Here is a 17,986-nt window from a genome sequence, read left to right on the forward strand (position 1 = left end):
ATGTCAATAACGCCGGATTGTTGCGGTACTGTGTCTTTTCCGTCTCGGATGGACTTTCGTCTTGATTGAATCACGGCGTTCTCTCATGCTTACTATCGTGATTGCCACGATATAAACAAACAACTCACGTACCTTTAGTGTGGATGATGTTCGTGGGTTCGCCGCACGCATCCGCTGAATAGAAAGGTGACAGTGCAGTGATTGGGTCGAAACACGCAGTTTTTGGACGGACATTCGCCAAAACGAGTGTGATCACCGCAAGACATGCCAGAAACAGTCGAACTGGGTCACGTTCGATCATCGGCAGGTGCGCCGCGTCCGCTGGCGTAGGGTTCCGGGTCTTGCAAATGGATCAGGTTTGATCATGCACGACGTTGAGTTGGCATCAGTGCGCGGGGAACCCGTCGACCTCAAGGGCGAGGGCCTGATTGTGCGCCTTCTGGCCGACCTGGTCCGTGTCGGCGCGGATCGGGCGGATTCTCTTCTTGATGATGCGGTGGCCAAGCTTGGCAGATTTGCGTGCGCCGACAGATGCTACATTTTCCAGTTTGTTCCCGGACGCCGGTTCAGCAACACCCACGAATGGGTGGCGCCAGGGATCTCGGCCGAAATCGACAATATGCAGAATGTTCCGCTTAGCGTGCTTGATCCGTGTATGCCGGACTTCGATGCCGACACTCCTGTGCATATCGTTGATGTGCGACGCTGGGCGCAGGGCCATGAAATGCAGCACATGCTGATGGAGCAAGGGATCAAGGCAATCCTCTTGGTGCCGTTTCGGAACGAAGATGGGCAAGCGACCGGCTTTGTCGGGTTTGACAACACGCGCGAGTCTGTCCCGTTCGACGAAGCGCTTGTGGCGTTGTTGAAAGCGGCGGCTGACGTTATCGGCACGACCCTGCAACGTCTGAGCATTTCAGCAGAAAAGCAGCATGCACAGGACGAACTGTTGCTTGGCGCCAGGCGGCTTAACGGATTGTTTGATGCAATCCCTGTGTTGATTTTCGAATTGGACAAGGATCGGAGATACACCGGCCTTGCCATGGGGCGCGCTGAGGACATGCTTGTTCCTATGGATCAGCGAAAGGGGCGTTGGATTCACGACGTCTTGCCTCCGGAAATTGCCGAGATCGCAGCGCGCGGCGTCGATGTTGCCGAGACCGGCAAGACTTCTGAGCCAGAACGGTACGAGGTGACGCGTCGTGGCCAGACACTTTGGCACGAAATGTGTGTTGCGCCGGTCGGCTTTCCCGGATCTGACGATTTCCGCAGCATCATCATTGTGCGCGACGTAACAGAGGACGAGCGCGCGCGCAGCAACATCGAGATGATGAGCCTTGTCGCGCGCATGATGACCAATCTTGTCATTTTGACCGAAACGGACGGTCGGGTGATCTGGGCCAACCCCGCTTTCATCAATAAGTCCGGTTATGCGATCGAAGAGATGAAGGGGTTGCCGCTGATCAATTTTACCCGTTCGTCGAACTCGGACCCTGAAACTTCGTCCGAAATCATGAGGTCAATGGCGCAGGAGCGCCCGTATTCCGGCCAGATTCTGAACGCGACACGTCATGGTGAGGAATACTGGGTCGATCTGAACATCTCGTTCCGGCGAGAAAGCGTTTCCGGTCGCAAGATCGTGATCCATGTCGCTACCGATATTACCAAGCAGAAAACCGTCCAGACCGAACTCGCGCACTATAAGTCCCTGCTCGAAAGTGCCATCGCCGCTTTGCCCGATGCCTTCGCCTATTTCGATGCGGACGACAAACTGGTGATTTGCAACGAACGCTATCGTGACTTTTATCCAAAGACCGCGCCAATCATCAAACCGGGTGTGACCTTTGAAGACCTCATTCGCTACGGAGTAGCGCATGGGGAATACGCCACCGCGAACGGACAGGAGGAAGACTGGATCGCGGATCGCCTTGATCGGCACCGCAATCCGGGTGTCCCGCTTGAGCAATCGCTAAGCGATGGGCGCTGGCTGCAGATACTTGAGCAGCCAACCGCCGATGGCGGTCGCGTCGGGATGCGCGTCGATATCACTGCCCTGAAAAGGGCCGAGGAACGCCTGGGCGGGATCATCGACGGGGCGCAGGTTGGGACTTGGGAATGGGTCCGTGGCGTAGATGAAGTTCTGGTGAACGAACGCTATTGCACCATACTGGGCCGCCCCATGGACGAGCTTTATCGAGCACCCGTGCAACGTTTTATCAGTCTGGTCGTCGACAAGGATCGCGAACGTGTGGCGCAGGCAATGCAAGATCTGGTAACTGGCGAATCCAACACCTTTTCCAGCGAATTTTGCATGCGTCACCAAGATGGCCACGCCGTTTGGGTCGAAACGCGGGGCAGGGTAGTGTCGTATAGCGCGGATGGACGGCCATTGCGGGTGTCAGGCGTGCAAATGGACATCTCTGGACGCAAAGCTGTTGAACTTGCGCTCAAGCAAGCGAATTCCGATTTGACCGAGGCTTTGGCACAGCGGGATGCAGCAGAGCGGCGCTTCTTCGATATTGCCGACTTGTCGACCGACTGGTTCTTCGAATTGGATGCCGGATTGCGGCACACCTATCTGTCCGAAAATTTTTCCAAATTGACCGGGATTGCCAACATTCAATTCCTCGGACGTCACTTGGGCCAGCTGCGGGATCTTTCCGGAGTGTTGCGGGGCGACAATGCGCGGTGGCCAGAGTTGACGGCGGCTCTTAGTGACAAGGGTCTCGTCGAACCTTACTTTTTCGAGGCGAAGGCACGCGATGGCACCTCTCGCTGGTTACGGTTGGCCATGACGCCAATGGCAGCCGCTGACGGAACCGTTACGGGTTGGCGCGGTGTCGGCACAGACGTCAGTGAGCTTTACAATGAGCGGTTGAATGCTCTTCAGGCCAACGAGGCGAAAAGCCGTTTCCTGGCCAATATGAGCCACGAAATTCGCACGCCTCTGAATGGCGTTCTTGGCATGGCTGAACTACTGGCCCCCAGCCTGAAGGACGAGCGCCAGAAAATGATGATCTCGACGATCCATTCGTCGGGAGAATTGTTGCTCAGTCTGCTCAACAATATTCTCGACATGTCCAAGATCGAGGCGGGTCAACTCGAGCTTGTCCCGGCACCTTTTGCAATGGAACAGCTCGCGACGGAAACCCGGAAAGTTTGGGGGTCCTTGTGCGCGGCCAAGGGAATCTCGTTCAATCTGACGATGAATGGCGCGGTTGATCGGGGCAGGTCCGGTGATCTGCAACGCCTGCGCCAGATCCTGCAGAACCTGCTGAGCAATGCGGTGAAATTCACATCCGAGGGGACAGTCAGCCTTCATGTAAGCGCAGAGCCCGAGGCACCAGTGATCCTGGAAGTCCGTGACAGCGGGATCGGCATGACGGACAGCCAGATCGCAGTTGTGTTCGAACCATTCAAACAGGCCGAGACCACGACATCGGCAAGGTTCGGTGGAACCGGGCTTGGATTGTCTGTTGTGCGGGAACTTGTCGGTCTCATGGACGGGCGGATCGACGTGCAAAGTACACCCGATGTCGGGACAGTCTTTCGCGTCACGCTGCCTTTGCCAGAGGTGCCGTTGCCCTCTGTGACAGCGGACTCCGTCGACGATCTATCGACAGACGACGCAGCAGCCTTGCTTGCGGGGCGCCGCTTGCTTTTGGCTGATGACAGCGACACCAACCTTTTCGTCGCGCGCAGTATGATCGAACATGCAGATTGCAGGCTTGCCGAGGCCCATAACGGGGCAGAGGCCGTTGCGGCGTTCGAGGCGGCCCTGGACGGACCAGAGGAAAACCGGTTTGATTTGATACTGCTCGACATCGCCATGCCCGTGATGGACGGATTCGAGGCAATACGGCGCATTCGCGAGATAGAAGCGACCCGCTCTTTGCCGCCAACCCCGGTCATTGCCTTTACCGCAAATGCCATGGCGCATCAGATCGCGGACTATATCGTGGCTGGGTTCGACAGCTATCTGGCCAAGCCTTTCCGCCGTGCCACCCTGATGGATGTCATGGCCCCATTCCTGATCTCGCAATCGAAGGCGGATCGCGATGAAGAATGAGCCCACAGCCACGCCGGACGCCCGTGCCAAACGAACGGTCCTTGTTGCCGACGATGATGCCATCGTCCAGGCCATACTGTCCGAGATCCTTGAAAGTATGGGCAGTTTCGAGGTTACGGCTGTCGCCGATACGCATTCCGGCATCGTCGAAGCGGTCGCGCGCCCTTTTGACTTGTTGCTCTTTGATCGACACATGCCGCCGATACAAGGCGACCGGGCCATCCGCGCCCTGCGGAGCGGTGCAAATCCCAACCGCCGCGCCCCCATTATCCTGATGACCGCAGAGATTGATCATCCAAGAACGGGTGATCCCCGGCGTGCCGAAGCAAGCCTCTATTTTCCCAAGCCCCTCGACCCTGCATCCCTGATCACGCACATCCACCAATTGGTGCCACCGCATTAAAGCGGTCCATTTGGACGCTTCGCGATTTGCGCCAGATAACTATTGGTGAATATGCAGGTCCTGACGACAACATTCGATCACCATCAGCCATGGCCAGACGCGCAGTCACCAGTGAATAGCGGTTCTTCCCGTCAATCAAGCAGAACCCTAAGAGCGCACAAGTTCGGCACGCGACGCGCTTGGAATAACAGGCCCGGATGATTTTTGAATTGGCTTGGCGCTGGTTTTCGCAAGGGGCGGCTTGGTATATGGCAGTTCGATGAAGAACGTGGTCCCGGCGCCCAATTGGCTTTCATAGTCGATTGTCCCGCCAAGCGCCTCGATGATCTCTCGCGAGATATTCATTCCAAGCCCGGTTCCGCCATAGTGGCGCTGATCCGAGGAATCAAGTTGGACAAAACGACCAAACACTTCTTCCTTGGCATCGTCGCGAATTCCGACGCCATGATCGCGAACGAATATGCGCACATGATCATCCGACGTGGATAGCCAGATATCAACTTCACCCTTTTCGTTCGAAAACTTTGCAGCATTCGAAATGACATTACCCAAGACTTGCATCAGCCTGGATGGATCCGTGTTCACAAATATTGAACCCATGCCTTTGAGGTCAGCGTTGAGGTGTACATCATACTTTTCCGCCAGACCCTGATGGGTTTCGATTGCGTCTGAAATGAAGTCGCGGATGTTCACCATTTCTTTCGTGAAGTTCATTTTACCCTCCTCGATTTTCTGCAAATCAAGAAGGTCGTCAACCAAGTCTGCCAAGCGATTGCTGTTCTTGCCAGCCAGCTGCAACAGTGAATGTGCTTGCGGCGTAAATTCACCAAACCGACCGGAATTAATAAGGTCCAGAGACCCTTTTATAGACGTCAGTGGTGTGCGGAGTTCGTGGCTGACAACAGCAATAAATTGCGACTTCAGAACGAGCGCTGCCTTTGCTCGTTCATGCTCGATCTCAAGCTCTTTAAGGCGACCAAGGTCGTTTCGGTAAAGGCGTAGAAACCCGATGGAACAATCAATCAGGAAGTACATCACGAAGATGACGATGAAAAACTGTAGCCACATGTCTGATGACAATGGCGGGCGATAAACCCAAAGATCCCGAACGGTGATGATAAGAAACGAAATGCCGTAGATCGTCAGGCGGACGGCAAGCGCGCTGACAATCTGGTGGTTGTTCATGGCGGCATAGAGGGCGGCGGCAAACAGGCAGAACAACGCCGAGAACGTCCCGACGCCGGGTTCAGTGACGCCGACCCAGACCGTGTAGCTGCTGATTGCCAAGGCGCTGACAATCGTGTTGACGACAAAGGCCGCATAGACCCGTCTTGTCACTTTTGTTGCGCCGGGTTTGATGCGCATGACCCAGTTCGCAAGTTTGAGGTCGACATATTCGCAGAACATGCACACGGCAAAGAACAACGCCGCCTTCCAGGGGACAAAGAACCATCCGGTGAGAATCGCGACCGCCGTGAAGATCCCCTGTCGCTGCCAGGTCAGTGTCCTCACGGCACGGGAATAGTTGCGCAGGTTCTCTTGCAGTTGTTCAGACTTGGAAGAAAACCGGGTGATCGGAGAATCAGCGCCCATCAAAGCCACCAAACACTCTCTGACCGCACGAAAAAACCTTCCAGCTGCCTTCAAGCAACTGATTATGAGGCAATTCCCATTCCATTGAGCAAGGCACTCTGTGTGAACGTGAGGGCATCGAGGTTCCGTTTCAACCCATTTAGCAAGTCAGTACGTCGTCGCAAACTATGAGGAACTTGGTAATGGTTACGCCTCTTGGGTATCGTTGAAGTTTGGCGATACTATGATGAGAAAGCGGCCCTTTTGACACTTGGGGTGCCAAGCCCACAGTTTTTCCGGTTGGACCCAAACTGGGTTTGCCCTGTCAGATGCCCAATCCCCATGCGATCTTGTGCCTGTCAAAGCGGATTTTCGGTCACAAGCCACCGGGCTGTTCACGCGCCTAAGCGCGCGGCTGATCGTTGCGTCATCAGCAATCCTGACAGACGTCAGAAAGTCTGGCTGCTCAGCTCTTTTTCCTTGCGCATTTCAGGTCGGTAAGGTGGCAAGTCCACACCGATCAGCGCCAACTTGATTTTCAGGCGGCTGTACGCCCGCGGCTCGGACATTTGTGTGTAACCGTATAGGCGTTGATATAGCTCGATCCGATTTACGGGTACTGCAGCGACTGCATGTTTTGCATTGTTGGCTCTTGCAACGCTCAGATATTGACGCAAGATCAATCGTGCTATCAGTATTCTGTAAGCGCCCAGGTCCGGGTCGATTGCAAAGCGCGCGCCATCAATGATGGTTGATCCAGACAGGATCTTTGGCATCAAGATATCCGAAAAGGCGGACATGGTCGCCGATCTATGGCTGGCCTTGTTCAAGATATGGAGTCGGATTGTACCGACAATAGCGTTTTCATGCTTGACGGCAAAAGTTTGCGTCGCCGTAGCATAATCATATTTGTCCAAGAGACTTTCTTCTTGGTCAGGGTGGATCAGATCATCAGCCAAAAAACATTTGTACCGAAGCGCACCCACTGCGCGCAATTCGTTTTTGGATCGAACTTGCTGGATATCGAAATCTTTGGGCATGACAATCAATTCTTGACCAGAAGTTTGGGCCAAATGAAGCCGACTTTCTTTTGATAATTCTTGTACTCATCCCCAAAGCTACCTTTCTGAAGCTCCGTCTCTTCTTTGATCGCCGAGTAGCAATAGACAAGAAGCAAGGTCGAGAAAACAGCAATGGATGAGATATGCGCGGTGCCCAGTGCGCAAGCGAACCAAAACGCGCAATAAGACAAATAAAATGGATGCCTTGTATATTTCCAGGGACCGTTTGTGATGATTCCACTCGTTTTCGAATCCGGATCAAACGCGAGCGCCAATCTCGTTTGTCTGCTGTGCTTTATGGACCAGCCAAAAAGCAAAAAGGCTGCCAGAATGAGTGCCAAAGCAACCACAGGAAGGTTCAGCCCAGTGACGAACGCATGAATCAGAAATGTGAAGATCCCGATCAAGGAAAGAACAGAGATAACATACATACCCGCCGCGTACTTTCCCGACACGAAGTGTTGCTTCGTAGCGGCTGATATCAGCAGGAAATATGCGAGCGCGATGACGCCGACGATGAAGTCTATCATTTTGGTTTCCAGTAGTGGGACCGTCACGGGATGTTTTGGCTGTGAGGCACGTTGCGCTCACAAGAACTCTTTAAAGAGGGTGGTGGAGGCCTTGGGGTTTGAGAGAGTTGGAACCTAGTTTACTAAGTACCGTCGAACACCGTGACTCAATTATAGGGCGGTGTTCGTCGTCATTCAAGCAACTTTGGGCTGATTGTTGCTAAACTCCGAACAATCCATTTAGTCGGGCAGGCTCCACCTTGTCATCAGGCATGTACAGCGCACTTTGTCCGGGCCATGGGTGAATTCCGGCATGTCATGCTAAGAAAACCAAGTCGCGGCAAAAGCGGCCTCAACATTACACACGCACGAGACCCGTTTGGAACACGAAAGAACAGGCTGACTGTCTAACCCAGATGTCAGAGGGATTCCAAGAGTATCGAGGCGGTTTTTTGCAACAAGGTGTGATTGCGGATTCAGGGGTAGTCGTGGCGTTGCTGCGTCAACTCAAATCCCGAAATCGTTAGTGTTGTGAAGCACTTGCGGTCTTATGGGTGACATAACACGCTGACTCGAAACCAGGCCGTCGGTACTGGGATGTGCGCTTGCTCGGTCACAAGAAAGCAGATTTCCAAGTGCCGGCATTGCGCCGTGACGACCCGATTCCAGCTCGGATGAAGGTGGTGACCGAAATGCCGCAACTGAGTCGCCGTGCCGGTCGTGCATTTCGTAAAGGAAACGGGGGGACCCGTGGCCGGTTTTTTGCGATCTGGACGCCTTGAATCGGAGCACAACACTTCGGCGGTTTTCCGCGAGGCCCGGCGGAATTCCGCGTGGTATCAAGGGTGTTACGTTACGTTAGCTCGGCGCTCCTGCGACCGATCCAGGGTGAACACGAAGAGGCACCCCGCACGTCACGACTCGCATTTATGGTCACGCGACCAACCGTCTTGCCTCTGTAAGGCGCCCCGAAGAAACGCTGACCAAGTGACGCGGCATGACATGGACAGATTCCAAAAACTGCGCCTGTCACAGGCGTTTTCCTGACGAGGGCTCTCAACTCCCGACTTTTGTTCGATTTTTTCATGCCCACGCATCATGACAATTGACTCAGTGTGGGAAAATTGGGTCTTTACCAACACGGTAACTCTTTTTGGGATTTTTCTGGATATATGGAAAATGAATTTGAACAAAGCCTTGCGGCTTCGCTGGCTTCACTGACTCCAATTGCCGGATTTGGAAACCTCACGGTGCCAACATCCGAAGCTGATCTTCTGCAATTGACCGTAGGAGAATATCTTGACCTGCTAGATCTCGCTGAACAGGCGCTTGTCACCTATCGGCCGCAAATTCAGGCACTACTGAGCAATCCGCAGTTTACTGCGGACCTTGATGCGGAGTCGCTTCAGTTTCTTCAGGACTGGGCCAGTGGCGATCTTGGCGTCGTGACGCAGGCCTTCGAGCAGATTCGCGGCGAACTGTCCGGCGTGCCCAGAAGCACACTTCTGATCAACGTAGAGGGGCTCGACGGGAACGGCGGAACCCTTGAGGACGATATTCAACTGGCATTTGCCGATGCCGAGGCGCGTCTTGCGGAATTGCTGTGGAGCCAGACAGACGGTCTTTTCACGTCGCCGACCTTCACGATCGACCCGGATACCGGAAGCTGGTTTATTCCGGGTGCCGGGGCGGCCGGGCTCAGCGGTACAACGCTTGTCGAATTGTGGACCCTTCTTGGCGAAGCGGCCGGCAGTGCGATCATTTCGTATTTTGACACGCAGACGGCGCTTGTCGAGCAGCTGATCAATGATGGTGTGTCCGTTGCTTCGTTTGCGCAGGCGGAAACAGCGGTTGAAGCGGCCTCTGCGACGGCACTCGAGGCCTTGCAAGGGTTCGGTGCGGACCTGACGGGGCAAGGTGACGTCGATCTTTCGGCATTCGAAGCGTTGGCGCTCGCGCAGTTCAACGCAATCATCAATGCCATCACCGGAACCTTGCCGGGCCTTGAAGGCGCATTGGCCGACCTGATTGTAGGGTCGCGCAACTCTGATCCGACCTTTGTGGTCAATCTGGACGGAAGCGTCAGCGGATCGGATGAAGGCGACTGGTTCTATCTCAATGATCGACCCAACGTGTTCGACGGGGGCAGCGGACAGGACATTCTGTTCGGCTTTGGCGGCAATGACCGCTTGACCGGTGGCGCGGATGACGATTCCCTGTTTGGCGGCGATGGCAACGCGGATACGGCGGTCTATTCCGGACCGCAGGCGCGCTACACCGTACAGATCGCGGCTGATGGCGTGACCATCGTCGACCGCGCTGGAGGTGACGGCACCGACACACTCAGCGAGATCGAACTTCTGTCCTTCGCCGGGAGCGATGATTTCAACCTCGCCAATCAAATGGGCATCGCATCGCTTAGCCCGGACGACATCGCGACATTCGTTGAACTCTATATTGCCTATTTCAACCGCGCGCCCGATGCCGAAGGTCTGAACTTCTGGGGATCGGCCTTTGCCAACGGGTTTTCGCTGGAACAGATTGCAACGCTGTTCCTCGATCAACCCGAAACCCGTGCCACTTATCCCGACACGCTCAGCACGCTGGATTTCGTGACACAGGTCTACTCCAACGTTCTTGGCCGGACGCCGGATCAGGCAGGGCTCGACTTCTGGGCAGGGGCGCTCGACGACAGTTTCGTAACCCGCGATCAATTCATTCTGGAAGCCCTCAGAGGGGCCAAGGTCGATCTTGGCCCGGAGGCTTCGCAGGAAGACATCACCCTTCAGCTTGGGGACCGCGCCTATCTTTCGGACAAGACCGATCTCGGCACCTATTTTGCCGTGATCCGCGGCCTGTCCGACGTGTCCGATGCCAACACCGTCATGGATATCTTCTTGCGTGGAGATCAGGGCACGATCAACGATGCGTTCGAGGCGATCAACACCCTTTATACCGAGGCGTTGGGAACAGAAAACGGCGACTTCCTGATCCAGCTGGTCGGTGTGGTCGACGATCCTTTCGCAATCTGAACCACACATCCCTGATCCTGTGACAGCGCGCCCCTCGACGGGCGCGTTGTTCGTTTCAGACATCGCGATTATCGGCTTTGAGGTCACAGGTCTTGCCTGCGTACAACGTCTGACCAATGCGGGCCTGACCCCACGGGTTTTCAACAAGGGGCGCGGGATTGGTGGACGGGTCGCCACCCGCAGGGCCGAAGATGGGTTTCAGTTCGATCACGGCGCGCAGATGATCCCGCATGACACGCCAGACTTTCACGCGGTTCTGCAACTGGCAAAAACCGCCGGATTTGTCGCCAAGTGGGACATGGGTGATGAAAGTGCCCCCATGTCGGCACCCCCGGCATGACGGCTGACGAACCGTGCGCTATGTCCGGAGCAAACGCAGTTTGAAGGAGCGTTCGGATGACGCAAACCCGGCGGAACAAGCTTGAGATATATGATGATGTCGCGGCGCATTGGTGGTCGGATGACATCCGTTGGATCCGCACCCTCAAGAACATGGTGCCGGGAAGGCTCAAGTGGTTTGACACGCATATCGACTGGCAAGGCAAGGATGTGCTCGATCTTGGCTGCGCCGGGGGCTTCATGGCCGAGGCGCTGGATGATCGGGGCGCGCGTGTCACCGGCATCGACCCCGCGAAAGATGCCATTGCCGCCGCAAGCGCACATGCTCAAGACGCGGGCAGGGACATCCGCTATGATGTCGGTCTGGGCGAGGCGTTGCCCTATGCCGACGCCAGTTTCGACGCGGTGGTCTGTGTCGACGTCCTCGAACATGTGCAGAGCCTGCCCAGGGTCATTTCCGAAACCGCCCGCGTCCTGCGCCCCGGCGGGCTGTTCCTGTTCGACACGATCAACCGCACCCCGGTCGCGCGTCTGGCCACCATCACAATGGCCGAGGATGTGCTCAAGCTGTTGCCCAAAGGCACCCATGACCCAGACATGTTCATCAAACCGTCAGAACTGCGCGTCGAACTCGAAAATGCCGGGTTCGCGGTGGGCAAAATGGTCGGCCTCGGCCCGCGCGGGATCAACGGCAGAGGTGATATTACCTTTGGACGGGTGCCGGGAACGATGATCATCTACATGGGCATCGCCCGAAAGCCATGACACACATCACCGCCTCCAAGCGCTTTATCGGTTGACTTGCCGGTCTTTAGGCCCCATGTGCAGCCCATCGCCGCGCAGCCGCGTGAGCTTGCCGCACCCGCAGTCTTGGGCGCACCGGCGATACATGAATTCAGTTCCCCATCACGCAGGGTCCCTGACGCAGCACCAGACGGTACGGGGCGATCCCGTATTTTCTTAAGGTTCTGCGACACCCTCGTTTGCCGCGATGATGCGGCACCATACCCTCCGTGTGCGCAATCGCATGCGGACGCAAAGGATACCTTTTGTCTGATTTTGACACCTTGGGCCTCAAGCCCGTTCTCCTCGCCGCTCTCAAAGACGCAGGCCTCACCACCCCGACCCCGATCCAGGACAAGGCGATTCCGCTGGCGATGGCGGGCAACGACGTTCTGGGCCTCGCCCAGACCGGCACCGGCAAGACGATGGCCTTTGGCATCCCGCTGGTCAGCCACCTGATGGACAGCCCCGATCGCCCCGCCGCGAAAACTGCGAAATCGCTGATCCTCGCGCCGACCCGCGAACTGGTGAACCAGATCGCCGAAGCGCTGCGCACCCTGACCAAGAAAACCCACCTCAAGGTGAATGTCGTCGTTGGCGGCCAGTCCATCAACAAGCAGATCCACCACCTGCTCAAGGGCACTGACATCCTTGTCGCGACACCCGGTCGCCTGATCGACCTGATGGACCGCAAGGCGGTCGATCTGCGCACGGTCAAGCACCTGGTGCTGGACGAAGCCGACCAGATGCTCGACATGGGCTTCATCCACGCCCTGCGCCGGATCGCGCCGAAACTCGGCACGCCGCGCCAGACCATGCTGTTCTCGGCCACCATGCCGAAACAGATGGAAGACCTCAGCAAGGCCTATCTCACCAATCCGCAGCGCGTTCAGGTCGCCCCTCCGGGCAAGGCCGCCGACAAGGTGACCCAATCGGTACATCACCTGTCCGGCAAGGGCGAAAAGCCCGGCAAGCTGCGCGAGATCCTGTCGCGCGACCTCGACGCCCTCACACTGGTCTTCTCGCGCACCAAACACGGTGCCGAAAAGCTGATGAAGGGTCTCGTGGCCGACGGCTACAACGCCGCCTCGATTCACGGCAACAAAAGCCAGGGCCAGCGCGACCGCGCCATCAAGGCGTTCCGCGATGGTGACATCAAGGTGCTGGTCGCAACCGACGTGGCCGCGCGCGGCATCGACATTCCGGGCGTAGCCTATGTCATCAACTACGACCTGCCGGATGTGCCCGACAACTACGTCCACCGCATCGGCCGGACCGCCCGTGCGGGCCGTGAAGGCGAGGCAATTGCCTTCTGCGCGCCGGACGAAGCAGATCTGCTGCGCCAGATCGAAAAGCTGATGAAGATCGAGGTGCCCGTCGCCAGCGGCACGGCCCCCAAGGATCCGGTTGCCCGTCCCGCACAGCAATCGCGCGGTCGCGGTCGCGGCGGTCAGGGGCAAGGCGGCAAGCCGCGTCAGGCCAACGCCGGTGCCAAGCCCGGTGGTCAAAGCCGTCGCAGCCGGTCGCGCAAAGCGGCCTGATCCCGGTCTGATGATTTTGCAAACGGCCTGCCACATCGGCGGGCCGTTTTGCATTTTTGCAGGGCCGATGTGCATGACCCAAGGTCAATGCTCCATCGCGCAACCGGGCACCTATGTGATACTCTGAATTCAGGCTGACAGACGGAGCGCGATACCATGCAACTCAGGATCAACGGAACCCTTCACGAGGTCGATGTCGAGGACGACATGCCGCTCCTCTGGGTGCTGCGCGACGAGCTGGGCCTGACCGGCACCAAGTTCGGCTGCGGCATCGCGCAATGCGGTGCCTGCACCGTGCACCTCGATGGCGTCGCCGTCCGGTCCTGCCAGACTTGGGCAATCGACGCCGAAGGTGCGGATGTCACCACCATCGAAGGTCTGGGCACACCGGATGCACTGAACGCCGTGCAGGCCGCGTGGCTCACCGAACAGGTCGCGCAATGCGGCTACTGCCAGTCCGGCCAGATGATGCAGGCCGCGTCGTTGTTGGCGGACAACCCCAGCCCCACAGACCAGGATATCGACGACGCCATGTCCGGCAACCTGTGCCGTTGCGGCACCTATCCGCGTATCCGCGCCGCCGTGAAGCGCGCCGCCCGCATGATGGAGGGCTGATCATGGGTCGCCTGAAAACCATCGCCCGCCGTACATTTCTCATTGGCTCCGCCGCTGTTGTCGGTGGCGTCGCCTTTGGCGTGTACACAGTGCGCAAACCGCACACCAATCCACTCACGGCGCAGGCCGGGGAGGCGGTTCTGACGCCCTACGTCAAGATCACCGCTGACGGCATCACCCTCATCACGCCCCGCGCGGACAAGGGGCAGGGGGCGTATCATGTGCAGGCCGCGCTGATTGCCGAAGAGCTGGATGTTGACCTCGACCAGATCAAGGCCGATCCCGGCCCGCCAAGCCCCGCCTATTGGAACACCGCGCTTGCGGCGGAGGCGGCTGATTTCATGGTGCCCGCCGCTGGAATGATGCACAACATGGCCGAAGGCGCCGTGAACAGCGTGATGAAGGTCATGGGCCTTCAGATCACTGGCGGATCGACCACTGTGCCGGACCAGTTCGAAAAACTGCGTTTGGCGGGGGCATCGGCCCGCGAGACCATCAAGGCTTTGGTGGCCGAGCAGACCGGTGTTCCGGTCTCTGATCTGACAACATCCGCCGGCAACGTGATTTTACCAGATGGTCAAAAAATCCCCTACACCAGTCTCGCCGCCGATCTGGCAGAGACTGAGGTGGTGCAGGACGTTCCCCTCCGCGATCCGTCCCAATGGCGCTATATCGGCAAGCCGATGCAGCGGATCGACATGCTGGCCAAGAGCACGGGAACACAGGATTACGGAATCGACGCCGCGGTGGACGGCATGGTCCACGCCACGGTCCTGATGAACCCCGCACAGGGTGGCGGCATGGGCGATTACGACGCTTCCGAGGCGCTGAATATGCGCGGCGTTCAGGCCGTCGTTCCCATCACTGGCGGGTTGGGCATCATTGCCGACAACACCTGGCGCGCATTCCGCGCGGCAGAAGCGGTGCAGGTGATGTGGGAAGACCCCGCATATCCTCTCGAACAAGCCAATCATTGGGCAACGCTCGAGGCCGCCTTCACCCCCGACGCGCAGGACAGCCAGAAGCGCAATGACGGAGATGTGGAAACCGCGCTGGGCGACGGCGATATCCTCACCGCAGAATATCGCGCGCCCTATCTGGCCCATGCTCCGCTCGAGCCGGTCAACGCCATCGTGCGCGTCGATGACGACCGCGCCGAGGTCTGGACCGGCACGCAAATCCCGCGCTTCATTCAGGCCAATGTCAGCCGCATCACCGGCATCCCCGCCGACAATGTAACCGTGCATGTCCTGATGATGGGCGGCAGTTTCGGGCACCGGCTTGAAGACGAGGTGGTCAAGCAGGCGACCGAGATCGCGATGCAGATGAAAGGCACCCCGGTCAAGCTGACACTGTCGCGCGAAGAGGATATGCTGCACGACTTCCCCCGCCAGATTGCGATGGCCCGGATGCGGGGCAAAGTGGCGAATGGTCAGGTCGAAGCGCTGGATCTGGGCATCGCCATGCCCTCGGTCATGGCCTCGCAACTGGGCCGTCAGAACCAATCCGCCCCCGGCCCGGACAGCCAGATCGTGTCCGGCGCATGGGAACAGCCCTTCGCCATTCCACACCAACGCGTGACCGGCTACCGTGCGCCGGAATTGGCGCCGATCAGTTCCTGGCGCTCGGTCGGCGCATCCTCGAACGGGTTTTTCTACAACGCTGCATTGGACGAGTTGATTGAGGCGGCAGGCGCGGACCCGATGGAAGAACGTCTTCGCCTATGCAATGATCCACTCGCGCGGCAGGTCCTGGAAGCCGTAGCCGAGATGTCGAACTGGTCCGGTATCGGCGGAAATGGAACCGGGCGCGGTGTGGCGCTGACCAAGTCCTTCGGCGTGCACTGCGCGCAGGTCATCGAAGTCACGGACACTGACAATGGTATCCGCATCGACACTGTCTGGGTCGCCGCCGAGGTGGGCCGCGTCGTCGATCCGGTGAATTTCGAGAACCTCGTGCAGGGTGGGGTGATCTACGGCCTTGGTCACGCGATGAATTCCGAGATCACCTATGCGGGCGGTGTGGCCGAGCAGTCGAATTTCGATTTGAACCCCGGCATGCGTCTGCATCAATGCCCGCAAATCTTTGTGCGGGGGTTGGAGAATGGCGACCGGGTTCTGGGGATCGGAGAGCCTCCGGTGCCGCCTGCTGCCGCTGCTTTGGCCGGGGCGATCTGGGCTGCGACGGGCACACGGTTGCGCGAGATGCCTTTCGGCAAGACGGTGACGTTTGTCTGACCAGGCACGGATTTTTTACCAAACGGTAAAAAACATATTGGAGCAACTATGTAAGCATCAGTTACGGATACGGTTAAATTATTTGCCTTTTCGTTACCGGAGCTGACCGTTATTCTTGTTCCATCATTGGGAACAAGAAGAGGCGGGCTCTCAGGTGCCAGAGCAAGACCACTTGACTGTGACGGTGCAACGCGGTGGCCCGGATGCGCCAATGCGACCCCAGACCTTCGAAGTTCCGGCCTATGACAATCAGACCGTTCTGGACGTCGTGTCGTGGATCCAGCAGAACACCGATCCGACCCTGACCTACCGCTTTGCCTGCCGCGTCGGCATGTGCGGAAGCTGCGCGATGATGGTCAACGGCGTGCCGCGCTGGACCTGCCGCACCCATGTCAGCAAGGTGCTCAAGGGCAACACGATCGAGGTTGGGCCCCTGCGCAACCTGCCGGTGATCAAGGATCTCGCCGCCGACATGGACCCGTTTTTCGACAAATGGGTCGCCGCCGAAGGCAGGCACCACCCGACCCGCACCCGCGACGATGCCATCGAGGCGATTGATCCGGTGGCGTCGGAGCGGCAAGAGGCAAACGCCGGGATCGAATGCATCAACTGCTCGGTCTGCTATTCGGCCTGTGACACGGTGGCGGGCAATCCCGACTATCTTGGCCCCGCAGCGCTTCAACGCGCTTGGACGCTCTATAATGACGCCAAGGATACCGACCGCGACGCGATCCTTGACGCGGTGTCGGGCAAGGGCGGCTGCCATTCCTGCCATTCGATGGGGTCGTGCACGACCTATTGCCCAAACGAGCTTGACCCGCTGTCGGCCATTCTTGGCCTCAAGCGCGCGACGGCCAAGCGGTTCTTCGGAGGGCGCAAGGGATGAACGAGTTCCACCTCTACATGGCGCAACGTCTGTCGGCGCTGGTGATGGCGCCCTTCGTGATCGTGCATATCGGCGTGATGATCTACGCCATCCAAGGCGGGTTGTCGGCGTCGGAAATCCTTGGCCGCACGCAAGGGTCGGTGTTCTGGTTCGCCTTCTACGGCATGTTCGTGGTCGCCGTATCGATCCACGCATCCATCGGGCTGCGCACGATATTGGGCGAATGGGCGGGCCTGCGCGGTGGGGCGCGTGACTCTGTGGCGGTGCTCATCGGCCTGGGTCTCTTCGCTCTGGGCGCACAAGCCGTCTGGGCGGTGACGACATGAGGGTCGAACGCGCCCATCCGCTGTGGCTGGCCTACATCCTGCACCGGCTGTCGGGATTGGGCCTTGCCCTGTTCCTGCCGTTGCATTTCTGGGTGCTGTCCTATGCGCTGAACGACGCGGCCAAGCTGGATGCTTTCCTGACGCTGACCGAGCAACCGCTGGTCAAGGCGGCTGAGTTCGGTCTGGTGTTCCTTCTGGCGGTGCATCTCTTTGGCGGTTTGCGCCTGATCGCGCTGGAGTGGCTGCCTTGGTCGGCCCCGCAAAAGACATGGGCGGCGGCGGCGGTGGCCGGGTCGTTCCTTGTCTCCACAACCTTTCTCATGCAGGCGATCTGATATGTTCACGACAAAAGACATCGACCGGCACGACACCGACATCCTGATCCTGGGCACCGGAGGGGCGGGCATGTTCGCGGCCCTGCACGCGATGCAGACCGCACCCGAGGGCACCAAGGTGACGATTGCTGTCAAGGGGTTGATCGGCAAATGCGGCTGCACGCGGATGGTGCAGGGCGGCTATAACGTGGCGCTGGGCCATGGCGACAGCGTCGAACGACATTTCATGGACACGATTCAAGGCGGCAAATGGCTGCCCAATCAGGACATGGCGTGGC

15 protein-coding genes are annotated in these 17,986 nt (G+C 58.1%); 12 read left to right on the forward strand and 3 right to left on the reverse strand.

All coding sequences use genetic code 11. From position 1 onward, the window contains the following. Positions 1–364: 364 nt before the first annotated feature. Both ACTIEN_RS07280 and ACTIEN_RS07285 read left to right on the forward strand, forming a co-directional pair. Positions 365–4,069: a PAS domain S-box protein gene (locus ACTIEN_RS07280; protein ID WP_439522457.1), complete on the forward strand. Its 3,705-nt coding sequence runs from the start codon at positions 365–367 to the stop codon at positions 4,067–4,069. Beyond that, positions 4,059–4,472, forward strand: a complete 414-nt coding sequence (locus tag ACTIEN_RS07285; RefSeq protein WP_439522458.1) for a response regulator — start codon at positions 4,059–4,061, stop codon at positions 4,470–4,472. The genes ACTIEN_RS07280 and ACTIEN_RS07285 overlap by 11 nt, the downstream gene beginning before the upstream one ends. A 147-nt stretch (positions 4,473–4,619) precedes the next feature. Here the strand turns inward: ACTIEN_RS07285 and ACTIEN_RS07290 are convergent, their stop codons facing one another. From ACTIEN_RS07290 to ACTIEN_RS07300, 3 genes are all read right to left on the reverse strand, one after another. Further along, complete coding sequence (locus tag ACTIEN_RS07290) at positions 4,620–6,065, reverse strand: sensor histidine kinase (RefSeq protein ID WP_439522471.1); 1,446 nt, start codon at positions 6,063–6,065, stop codon at positions 4,620–4,622. A 428-nt stretch (positions 6,066–6,493) separates the two neighbouring features. Beyond that, a complete protein-coding gene (locus ACTIEN_RS07295; protein ID WP_439522459.1) occupies positions 6,494–7,084 on the reverse strand; it encodes an N-acyl amino acid synthase FeeM domain-containing protein in 591 nt (196 codons plus the stop codon). A gap of 5 nt (positions 7,085–7,089) precedes the next feature. Next, a complete protein-coding gene (locus tag ACTIEN_RS07300) occupies positions 7,090–7,635 on the reverse strand; it encodes a methyltransferase family protein (protein ID WP_439522460.1) in 546 nt (181 codons plus the stop codon). A 1,151-nt stretch (positions 7,636–8,786) separates the two neighbouring features. Between ACTIEN_RS07300 and ACTIEN_RS07305 the strand changes: the two genes are divergently transcribed. The 10 genes from ACTIEN_RS07305 to ACTIEN_RS07350 all read left to right on the forward strand — a co-directional run. Beyond that, positions 8,787–10,646 carry a DUF4214 domain-containing protein gene (locus ACTIEN_RS07305; protein ID WP_439522461.1) on the forward strand — a complete coding sequence of 620 codons (1,860 nt, stop codon included), beginning with the start codon at positions 8,787–8,789 and terminating at the stop codon, positions 10,644–10,646. A 46-nt stretch (positions 10,647–10,692) separates the two neighbouring features. Next, a complete protein-coding gene (locus tag ACTIEN_RS07310) occupies positions 10,693–10,986 on the forward strand; it encodes an NAD(P)-binding protein (RefSeq protein WP_439522462.1) in 294 nt (97 codons plus the stop codon). A gap of 56 nt (positions 10,987–11,042) precedes the next feature. Beyond that, on the forward strand, positions 11,043–11,750 hold the full coding sequence (gene ubiG, locus ACTIEN_RS07315; protein WP_439522463.1) for a bifunctional 2-polyprenyl-6-hydroxyphenol methylase/3-demethylubiquinol 3-O-methyltransferase UbiG: 708 nt from the start codon (positions 11,043–11,045) through the stop codon (positions 11,748–11,750). A 284-nt stretch (positions 11,751–12,034) separates the two neighbouring features. Continuing rightward, complete coding sequence (locus ACTIEN_RS07320) at positions 12,035–13,309, forward strand: DEAD/DEAH box helicase (RefSeq protein ID WP_439522464.1); 1,275 nt, start codon at positions 12,035–12,037, stop codon at positions 13,307–13,309. A gap of 156 nt (positions 13,310–13,465) precedes the next feature. Next, on the forward strand, positions 13,466–13,924 hold the full coding sequence (locus ACTIEN_RS07325) for a (2Fe-2S)-binding protein (protein WP_439522465.1): 459 nt from the start codon (positions 13,466–13,468) through the stop codon (positions 13,922–13,924). Between the two features lie 2 nt (positions 13,925–13,926). Further along, a complete protein-coding gene (locus ACTIEN_RS07330; RefSeq protein WP_439522466.1) occupies positions 13,927–16,161 on the forward strand; it encodes a molybdopterin cofactor-binding domain-containing protein in 2,235 nt (744 codons plus the stop codon). A 172-nt stretch (positions 16,162–16,333) separates the two neighbouring features. Next, the gene (locus ACTIEN_RS07335; RefSeq protein WP_439522472.1) at positions 16,334–17,047 is read left to right on the forward strand and encodes a succinate dehydrogenase/fumarate reductase iron-sulfur subunit; all 714 of its coding nucleotides are present in this window, start codon (positions 16,334–16,336) and stop codon (positions 17,045–17,047) included. Then, positions 17,044–17,373: a succinate dehydrogenase gene (locus tag ACTIEN_RS07340; protein WP_439522467.1), complete on the forward strand. Its 330-nt coding sequence runs from the start codon at positions 17,044–17,046 to the stop codon at positions 17,371–17,373. The genes ACTIEN_RS07335 and ACTIEN_RS07340 overlap by 4 nt, the downstream gene beginning before the upstream one ends. Next, positions 17,370–17,708, forward strand: a complete 339-nt coding sequence (sdhC, locus tag ACTIEN_RS07345; protein WP_439522468.1) for a succinate dehydrogenase, cytochrome b556 subunit — start codon at positions 17,370–17,372, stop codon at positions 17,706–17,708. Before ACTIEN_RS07340 ends, sdhC begins: the two co-directional genes overlap by 4 nt. A gap of 1 nt (position 17,709) precedes the next feature. Further along, positions 17,710–17,986: FAD-binding protein (locus ACTIEN_RS07350; protein WP_439522469.1), on the forward strand; the 277-nt coding region annotated here is incomplete at its 3' end.

It is taken from the genome of Marivita sp. (assembly GCF_051859345.1).
Classification (GTDB): Bacteria; Pseudomonadota; Alphaproteobacteria; order Rhodobacterales; family Rhodobacteraceae; genus Marivita.

Excerpts from the sequence above, each read along its gene's own strand:
- ACTIEN_RS07280 (WP_439522457.1), top strand. The coding sequence starts at position 365 with ATGCACGACGTTGAGTTGGCATCAGTGCGCGGGGAACCCGTCGACCTC.
- ACTIEN_RS07285 (WP_439522458.1), top strand. The coding sequence starts at position 4,059 with ATGAAGAATGAGCCCACAGCCACGCCGGACGCCCGTGCCAAACGAACG.
- ACTIEN_RS07290 (WP_439522471.1), bottom strand. The coding sequence starts at position 6,065 with ATGGGCGCTGATTCTCCGATCACCCGGTTTTCTTCCAAGTCTGAACAA.
- ACTIEN_RS07295 (WP_439522459.1), bottom strand. The coding sequence starts at position 7,084 with ATGCCCAAAGATTTCGATATCCAGCAAGTTCGATCCAAAAACGAATTG.
- ACTIEN_RS07300 (WP_439522460.1), bottom strand. The coding sequence starts at position 7,635 with ATGATAGACTTCATCGTCGGCGTCATCGCGCTCGCATATTTCCTGCTG.
- ACTIEN_RS07305 (WP_439522461.1), top strand. The coding sequence starts at position 8,787 with ATGGAAAATGAATTTGAACAAAGCCTTGCGGCTTCGCTGGCTTCACTG.
- ubiG (WP_439522463.1), top strand. The coding sequence starts at position 11,043 with ATGACGCAAACCCGGCGGAACAAGCTTGAGATATATGATGATGTCGCG.
- ACTIEN_RS07325 (WP_439522465.1), top strand. The coding sequence starts at position 13,466 with ATGCAACTCAGGATCAACGGAACCCTTCACGAGGTCGATGTCGAGGAC.
- ACTIEN_RS07330 (WP_439522466.1), top strand. The coding sequence starts at position 13,927 with ATGGGTCGCCTGAAAACCATCGCCCGCCGTACATTTCTCATTGGCTCC.
- ACTIEN_RS07340 (WP_439522467.1), top strand. The coding sequence starts at position 17,044 with ATGAACGAGTTCCACCTCTACATGGCGCAACGTCTGTCGGCGCTGGTG.
- sdhC (WP_439522468.1), top strand. The coding sequence starts at position 17,370 with ATGAGGGTCGAACGCGCCCATCCGCTGTGGCTGGCCTACATCCTGCAC.